At 72.4% G+C, this 7,084-nt stretch carries 7 protein-coding genes and 1 pseudogene; 2 read left to right on the top strand and 6 right to left on the bottom strand.

Going from position 1 to position 7,084, the window contains the following annotated elements; genetic code table 11:
• Positions 1–262: 262 nt before the first annotated feature.
• Positions 263–961 (bottom strand): TetR/AcrR family transcriptional regulator, encoded by a 699-nt coding sequence (locus GUY60_RS31725; protein WP_161704125.1) that lies wholly within the window; start codon positions 959–961, stop codon positions 263–265.
• Between the two features lie 150 nt (positions 962–1,111).
• Between GUY60_RS31725 and GUY60_RS31720 the strand changes: the two genes are divergently transcribed.
• Both GUY60_RS31720 and GUY60_RS31715 read left to right on the top strand, forming a co-directional pair.
• Positions 1,112–2,341 carry an FAD-dependent monooxygenase gene (locus tag GUY60_RS31720; RefSeq protein WP_161704123.1) on the top strand — a complete coding sequence of 410 codons (1,230 nt, stop codon included), beginning with the start codon at positions 1,112–1,114 and terminating at the stop codon, positions 2,339–2,341.
• Positions 2,342–2,392: 51 nt separating this feature from the next.
• Positions 2,393–3,304, top strand: coding sequence for a Gfo/Idh/MocA family protein (locus GUY60_RS31715; RefSeq protein WP_161704120.1), 912 nt, complete (start codon positions 2,393–2,395; stop codon positions 3,302–3,304).
• On the opposite strand, the gene lnt is transcribed toward GUY60_RS31715, so the two are convergent.
• From lnt to GUY60_RS31695, 5 genes and pseudogenes are all read right to left on the bottom strand, one after another.
• Entirely contained in the window at positions 3,270–5,030 is a 1,761-nt protein-coding gene (gene lnt / locus GUY60_RS31710) for an apolipoprotein N-acyltransferase (RefSeq protein WP_246235907.1), read from the bottom strand. The genes GUY60_RS31715 and lnt overlap by 35 nt on opposite strands.
• 145 nt (positions 5,031–5,175) lie before the next feature.
• Positions 5,176–5,652, bottom strand: coding sequence for a nuclear transport factor 2 family protein (locus GUY60_RS31705; protein ID WP_161704118.1), 477 nt, complete (start codon positions 5,650–5,652; stop codon positions 5,176–5,178).
• A 69-nt stretch (positions 5,653–5,721) separates the two neighbouring features.
• Positions 5,722–5,898 carry a hypothetical protein gene (locus GUY60_RS38330; protein WP_187370176.1) on the bottom strand — a complete coding sequence of 59 codons (177 nt, stop codon included), beginning with the start codon at positions 5,896–5,898 and terminating at the stop codon, positions 5,722–5,724.
• Between the two features lie 85 nt (positions 5,899–5,983).
• Positions 5,984–6,508 carry a hypothetical protein gene (locus tag GUY60_RS31700; protein WP_161704116.1) on the bottom strand — a complete coding sequence of 175 codons (525 nt, stop codon included), beginning with the start codon at positions 6,506–6,508 and terminating at the stop codon, positions 5,984–5,986.
• Positions 6,509–6,606: 98 nt separating this feature from the next.
• Positions 6,607–7,084 (bottom strand): annotated as a pseudogene (locus GUY60_RS31695) (hypothetical protein); the annotation flags it as partial.

The raw sequence follows: 7,084 nt of genomic DNA, 5'->3' as shown, positions 1-7,084 counted from the left end.
TGTCTATACGAGCCAGGTGCGGGGTGTGCGATGCGGGCGGACCTCCGGCGGAGACACAGCCACTGACGGCCGAGGCGGTCATGGTGATGAGCAGGGCGGCTGCGGTCCTTGTTCGGTGCATCTGCGTTCGGTGCATCTGCGCAACTCTGCTGCGTGGACGGCTCCCTGGGCGAGATCTTGGGCCCAGATTGCCCCGCACGGGTGACAGGGCGGGCGCGAGGTGGCCGTCAACTCCGACCTCACTCCGACGTCACTCCGGCCTCTACTCCGAGCCCTTGCTCCCGGCCTCTGCTCCGGGCCCGGCCCCGCCCGTCATCCCGCGCAGCAACTCCCCGAGATCGGTGCGGAGTTCTTCCAGGGAGGGGGTCTCCGCGTGGTACGAACCGGCCGCGCAGGAGAACATCAGGCCCTCGCACCAGGCCAGCAGCGACAGGGTGTGCCGTTCGGGGGCGGCGGAGCCCACCGAGGTCAGCATGGCCTCCAGGGCCTGCCGGAACTGCGCGCCGAGCTCGTCGTAGAACGCCCTGAGTTCCGGGCGGCGGGTCGCTTCGAGGGCCAACTCGTAGCGCGACACGGCCAGTTCGCGGTGCTCGGTGAGCGTGCGGCGCAGCGCGAGGGCGAGCCCTTCGGCGAGTGCGTCGGCGCCGCCCTGCGGGTCGGGCAGTTCCGTCGGCATCAGGGACCGCGCCTCCCGTTCCGCCTGCCGCCGCACCGTCGCCTCCAGGAGTGCGAGCCGGGTGCGTGCGTGATTGGAGGTGGACCCCTGCGGCAGTCCCGCCACCTCGTCCACCGCCCGATGCGTGAGCCCCCGCATGCCGCGCCGGGCGAGCAGGGTGATCGCGGTGTCGGCGATCAGCTCGGCACGGGAGCCCGTACCGGCAGGTGTACGGCCAGACGTACCGCCAGGCGTACGGGAAGCAGGGGGCGCGGGCGATGTGCGGGCGGTGCGGCGATCGGGCATGGCCGTCAGCCTAGACCGCCGACCACCCGTCCACTACGGATGTAGTGGGAGCGCCGCCACGGGGACTACACCTGTAGTAGCGTGGGCCGAAGAAGTACTACAGACGTAGTTCGCGTCGCAGGACCAGGACCAAGGGAAGAAGGAGCGATCATGGCTCGTGCCCTCGTCATCGGAGCCGGTGTCGGCGGCCTCACCGCTGCCGCCGCCCTGCACCAGCAGGGCTGGACGGTGACCGTCCTGGAACGCTCCCCGACCCTGGAACCCGTCGGCGCGGGCATCTCGCTCTCGCCCAATGCACAGCGCGCCCTCGACGTCATCGGAGTCGGCGACGAGATCCGCGACCTCGCCGCGTGGCAGCGCGACGGCGGGCTGCGTACGCCGGGCGGCCGCTGGCTCTCCCGGACCAGCAGCGAGGCGGTCGCCGAGCGTTTCGGCGGTTCGCTCGTGCTGTTGCACCGCGCCACCCTGGTCGACGTGCTCCGTTCGCGGCTGCCCGATGGTGCTGTCCTGACCGGTCGGGCCGCGCGCCTCACCGACCCCGGCGGACCCGGCCGGCCCGCCACGGTCAGCACCGGGGACGGCGACGGGGAAGGGGACGGTGACCTGGAGGCCGACCTCGTGGTGGGCGCCGACGGCATCAACTCCGGGGTGCGGAACGCCCTGTTCCCCGCGCATCCCGGACCTGTGTACGCCGGGTTCACCACCTGGCGGGTCGTGGTGCCCGCGCCCGAGCGGCGCTTCGGCTCGCACGAGACCTGGGGCCGGGGCGAGTTGTGGGGCACGCACCTGATGAAGGACGGCACGGCCTACGCGTACGCGGCGGCCGGTGTGCCCGCAGGGTGGCGGGCGCCGGACGGTGAACGGGCGGAACTGCTGCGGAGGTTCGGCGGCTGGCACCAGCCGATCCCGGAGATCCTCGCCGGGGTGACGCCCGAGCAGATCCTGCGGCACGACGTGTACTACATGCGGGACGCGCTGCCCGCCTACCACCGGGGCCGGGTCGCCCTGCTCGGGGACGCCGCGCACGCCATGACGCCCAGCCTCGGCCAGGGCGGCAACCAGGCCGTCGAGGACGCGTTGGTCCTCGCCCACCATGTCGACCCGGAGCAGCGGGATCCGGGCCCGGCCCTCGCGGCGTACTCGGCGGACCGGCTGCCGCGCACGATGGCCGTCGTCCGCAAGGCGTACCGCACGGGCCGTATCAACACCACGCCCCTCAACCGCCCGTTGACCCTGCTGCGGAACGCGGTGATCGCGGGCGTCGACAAGCTCGGCCCGAAGCTGGTCCTGCGCACCCTCGACGGCATCGTGGACTGGAGCCCGCCGCAGGCGGAGGGCGCTGCGAGCGGCACGTATGCTGCCGGGACAGTGCGCAAATGACGCCCGGTGACGAGCCGGGCGGGTGCCACGGCGAAAGCAGGGAGCACGGACGTGAAGGTCGGCTGTATCGGGCTCGGGGACATCGCGCAGAAGGCCTACCTGCCGGTGCTCGGCACCCTCCCCGGCGCCGAACTGCACCTCCAGACCCGTACCGCCGCCACCCTCGAACGGGTCGCGGCCGCCCATCGCGTACCGCCCGCGCAGTGCCACACCGACCTCGACGGGCTGCTCGCGCAGAACCTCGACGCGGCCTTCGTGCACGCGCCCACGGCCGCCCACCCCGAGATCGTCGCGCGGCTGCTCGAAGCGGGCGTGCCCACGTATGTCGACAAGCCGCTCGCGTACGAACTCGCTGACTCCGAGCGCCTGGTGCGGCTCGCGGAGGAGCGGAACGTCAGCCTCGCCGTCGGCTTCAACCGCCGCCTCGCGCCCGGGTACGCGCAGTGCGCCGAGCATCCGCGCGAGCTGATCGTGATGCAGAAGAACCGGGTCGGACTGCCCGAGGACCCGCGGACGCTGGTGCTCGACGACTTCATCCACGTCGTGGACACCCTGCGGTTCCTCGTACCGGGGCCGGTCGACGACATCTCCGTGCGGGCCCGCGTCAAGGGCGGGCTCATGCACCACGTGGTGCTGCAGCTCGCCGGGGACGGGTTCACCGCGCTCGGCATCATGAACCGGCTCAGCGGCTCCACCGAGGAGATCCTCGAGGTGTCCGGTCAGGACACCAAGCGCGAGGTGCGCAACCTCGCCGAGGTGATCGACCACAAGGGCCAGCCGACTGTGCGCCGCCGCGGCGACTGGGTTCCGGTGGCCCGCCAGCGCGGTATCGAGCAGGCCGTGCTCAGCTTCCTGGACGCGGTCCGCGCCGGTACGGTGCTCAGCGCCCGGGAAGCCCTTGCGACGCACGAGCTGTGCGAGCGGGTCGTCAGGGAGAGCCTGGAGTCCGCGTCGGCCGCCTGACCGCCCGCGCCCCCTCCACCGCGCCCAGGACGACGAGCGCCACGAGCGAGCCGTACACCGCCCAGTCACCGAGGCGTACGTACAGGGTGCTGCCCTCGGCCAGCGGTACGTCGTACACGCGCGCCGCGCTCGCGTCGGTGCCGAGCGGCGTACCGACCGGGGCGCCGTCCGGGCCGTACACCGCGGAGATCCCGGTGAGCGTGGCGTGCACCATCGGGCGGCCGTTCTCGGCGGCCCGCACCGCCGCGAGCGAGGCGTGCTGCGCGGGCGCCCAGCTGTTCTGGAACGTGGCGGTCGCGGACTGCGCGAGCAGCAGGTTCGCGCCCTGCCGGGTCAGCTGCCGGCTCATGTCGGGGAACGCCGACTCGAAGCAGACCAGCGGCCCGACCTTCCCCCAAGCACGTGCCTTGGACGGGCCGTTCCCCGCCGCCTCCGCCACCGGCATCACCACCGGGGCCTGTCCGCGCATCCGGTCCTCGCCCGCGGCCTTGCCCACCAAGGTGGCCCAGCCGAGGAGTGCGCGGGCCGGTACGTACTCGCCGAACGGGACCAGGCGCATCTTGTCGTAGCGGTCGCCCGTCGGGCCCCCGGGACCCACGAGGATCGCGGACTTGAAGATTCCGGGTTTGTCGGAGCGGCGCGCGTCCACGTTCACCAGGATCTGCGCGCCGACCTCACGGGACAGCCGCGCGATCCGGTCCGCGAGCTCCGGGTGCCGGACCAGGTCCTGCCCGACGCTGCTCTCGCCCCATACGACGAGGTCCACGCCGCGTCCCGCCAGGCCGCGGGTCAGCGCCTCCTCGCGCGCGAAGCGCGGCCCGGGTCCTCCGACACCGTTCTGGGACCCGGGCTGTACGACGGCCACCCGTGCGGAGCCCGCGCGTTCGGGCCGCGGCGCCCAGGCCCAGGCCGCGCCCGCGACGACAGCCGCGAGGACGATCCCGGCGACCGCGGGCACGCGCGCCCCGTCGACGGCGACGAGGACGGTGACGGCCGTGTTCACCGCGACCACGAGCAGGCTCACCAGCCACACCCCGCCGACCGAGGCGACCCGAAGCGCGGGCTCGACCTGCCACTGACTCGACCCGAGGAGCCCCCACGGTCCGCCCAACCCCTCCCAGGACCTGACCAGTTCGACCGTGAGCCACGCGGCGGGCAGGAGCACGAACGCGGCCGCGATCCGCCCCGCCGACGGCAGCCCGCCGAGCAGATGCCGCACGAGCACACCCCAGGGCGCCCAGAGCAGTCCGAGCAGCACGGCGATCACGAACGTGAACACATGCAGGCTCGGGATCAGCCAGTGATGCACCGCGAGCATGAAGCCGGCCCCGCCGATCCAGCCGTCGTACGCGGCCCTGCGCGCGGTCGGCGCGGAGCGCGCGAGCAGCATCCACGGCACGAGCGCGACGTAGGCGAACCACCACCACGAGGGCGCGGGGAAGGCGAGGGCGGGCAGCGCGCCCGCGAGCGCTACGGCGGCGCCGCGCCACCAGCGGGAGTCGAGCAGCCGCCGCGCGGTATCGGTGCGGGGGCCTTCGCCGGGACCGTCCGGGCCGGTCGCGGTCGCCCTCCGTGTGCCCGGCGCACGGTCCGTGTCCGGTGCTCGGTCCGTGTCCGGCGGACCGTCGGTGTCGCGGGGGCGGGGCAGGTCCTTGCGGTCCCGGTGGCCCTCGACCCGGAAGCCACGCATCCGCAGTGCGCCGATGGCCCGACCGGTCACGTCCATGCCGTGCCTCCCTCGCCGCCCCGGACACCGGGTGCGTACGTATGTCCAGTGTGCGCCCCGTACGCGATCTTCGACAGAGGGCGTGCGGGGTGTGCGGAGCGTACGGGGCCGTGGGCGTCGAGTGGCCCTCGTCGTGGGCGTCGCCTCAGGAGGTGGGCTTGGTGGAGCCTGAGCCTCCGGTCCGGCGCCACTTCTCGTGTACGACGACCCGGGTGACGCGCCAGCCGGTGCGGGTGCGCAGTACGGAGAACGCGTACCGCCCGCCGCATTCAAAATCCGGGGCGTCGCTCTCCGGGTCCATCCGCATCGGGTTGTAGTAGTCGGCCCGCACCTGGGCGGTGTCGCCGAGGTCGCCGTCGAGCGCGTCGAAGCGGAGGCTGCGGTTGACGATCAGGTGCTGGCGCATCGGGAAGAGGCGCAGGGTCTGCTCCATCCAGTCCGCGACCTCGTCGGCGGCGCCCTCGACGCCACCCGCGGAGCTGTAGTCGGCACGTCCGTCCGGGCTGAACAGGCCGCGGTACACGCCCCAGTCGCCGTCGTCGACGGCCCTGGCGTAATCGGTGATCAGGGCGTCGATGGCCAACTGGTCCATCACGGTTGCGAGATCCACGCGCTGCGTCATCGATTCAGTGTTGTCGCCCGCGGCTGTGAGGCCAAGGGGTGTGCGTCGATCACGCGGATCAGGTTGCGTTCAGGCGGCCTTCACCACGTCTTCACGCATGGCGGCGGCCCAGGCGACAACCAGGACCTGATACTCCGCACGCTGCTCAGCACTCAACCGCCCGCCAGAGCACAGCATCAGGCTGCGTATGCGCTCGTTCAGCTGGTCGGCGGACCGCAAGGCGAGATCGGGGCGAGTGGGGATCATGTGAAGAGTGTAGGGGGTGGCACTGACAACACTCATGTCACGAGCGGGACTTCCTCGTCACACTTCGTCACCTCGTCGCCACGGTTCAGAGCGTGCCCCGCAGATCCACCACCGGTACGCCACGGTCCGGTTCGGCCGCGAGATGGTCCCGGTACCGCCCCTCGGTGAACAGCTCGCGCAGGAACATGCCCGGGAACTCCAACGGTTCGCGGCGCCCGGCGAGTTGGATCCGCACCCGCAGCAGGCTGTCGCCGTCGCGCACCGAAAGGTCGCACCAGTCCGCTCCGGGCGGCGCTTCGAGGCCGAGGGCCTGGACCTGATCCTCGGCCAGCGGGGTGATCGACGCGGCCAAGTCGTCAAGCAGCCAAGCCGTGTTCATCCACAGCGGCGCGTCGGCCGCGGGCTGCCAGTCGTCCGTACGACGGCCCGCAGGACCGGGAACGGGCGGCTCGCCCTGCTCGTACACCGGGGGAGGGGCGGGCTGCTCCGAGGCGCGGAAGGTGATGCTCCGGGCCGGTACGGAGAGGGTGGAGACGAGGAAGCCGTCGAGCCCGAGCGTGAAGGCGGCCTCGGCGCAACGGCCGAGGAAGAGGCTGTCGGGACCGGCCACGGGCTGCTCCTCGCGCGGGCTCGCCGCTGGGTGACGGCCGCCCGTCCGGGGTGGGCGGACGGCCGCGGTGTACGGGGGTGCGGTGTACGGAGGTGCGGTCAGGCGCCCGAGGGGGTGAGCGCGGCGAACTCCTCGTCGGACATGATCTGCGTGCCGCTGCCGCTGCCCGAACTCACCGGTCGGCGCAGGGAGTCGGCGAGCGGCGCGTACGAGCGCTGGTGGAGGCGGTCGATCCGGTCGGCCTCTGCGGGGCCGTTGACCTCGGCGGCGCGGCGGTTCTGCTTGGCCAGGGTCGTGCTCACCCAGGCGGGGCACTTGGCCACGGTGAGGCAGTACATGTTGATCACGCCCCGGTCGTGGCCGTCGCGGAGCTTCTTCTCGTTGACGGTGAGCCACACCTTGTACTGCTTGACGAGCGTGCACACCCCGTCACGGCACCGGTACTTGCCCGCGTAGGCGGTCGAACGGTACGAAGTGCCGCCCACGTGCTCCCGCTTCGGCGACTTGGCGGTGTACTCGACGGCGCCGTACTTGGTGATGTTGTGCTTCCCCTTGACCTTGTTCCAGCCCCAGCCC

The sequence above is a fragment of the Streptomyces boluensis genome, assembly GCF_009908195.1.
Classification (GTDB): Bacteria; Actinomycetota; Actinomycetes; order Streptomycetales; family Streptomycetaceae; genus Streptomyces; species Streptomyces boluensis.
The sequence above is the reverse complement of the archived record's forward strand: the minus strand, read 5'-3'. Positions and strand labels throughout refer to the sequence as shown.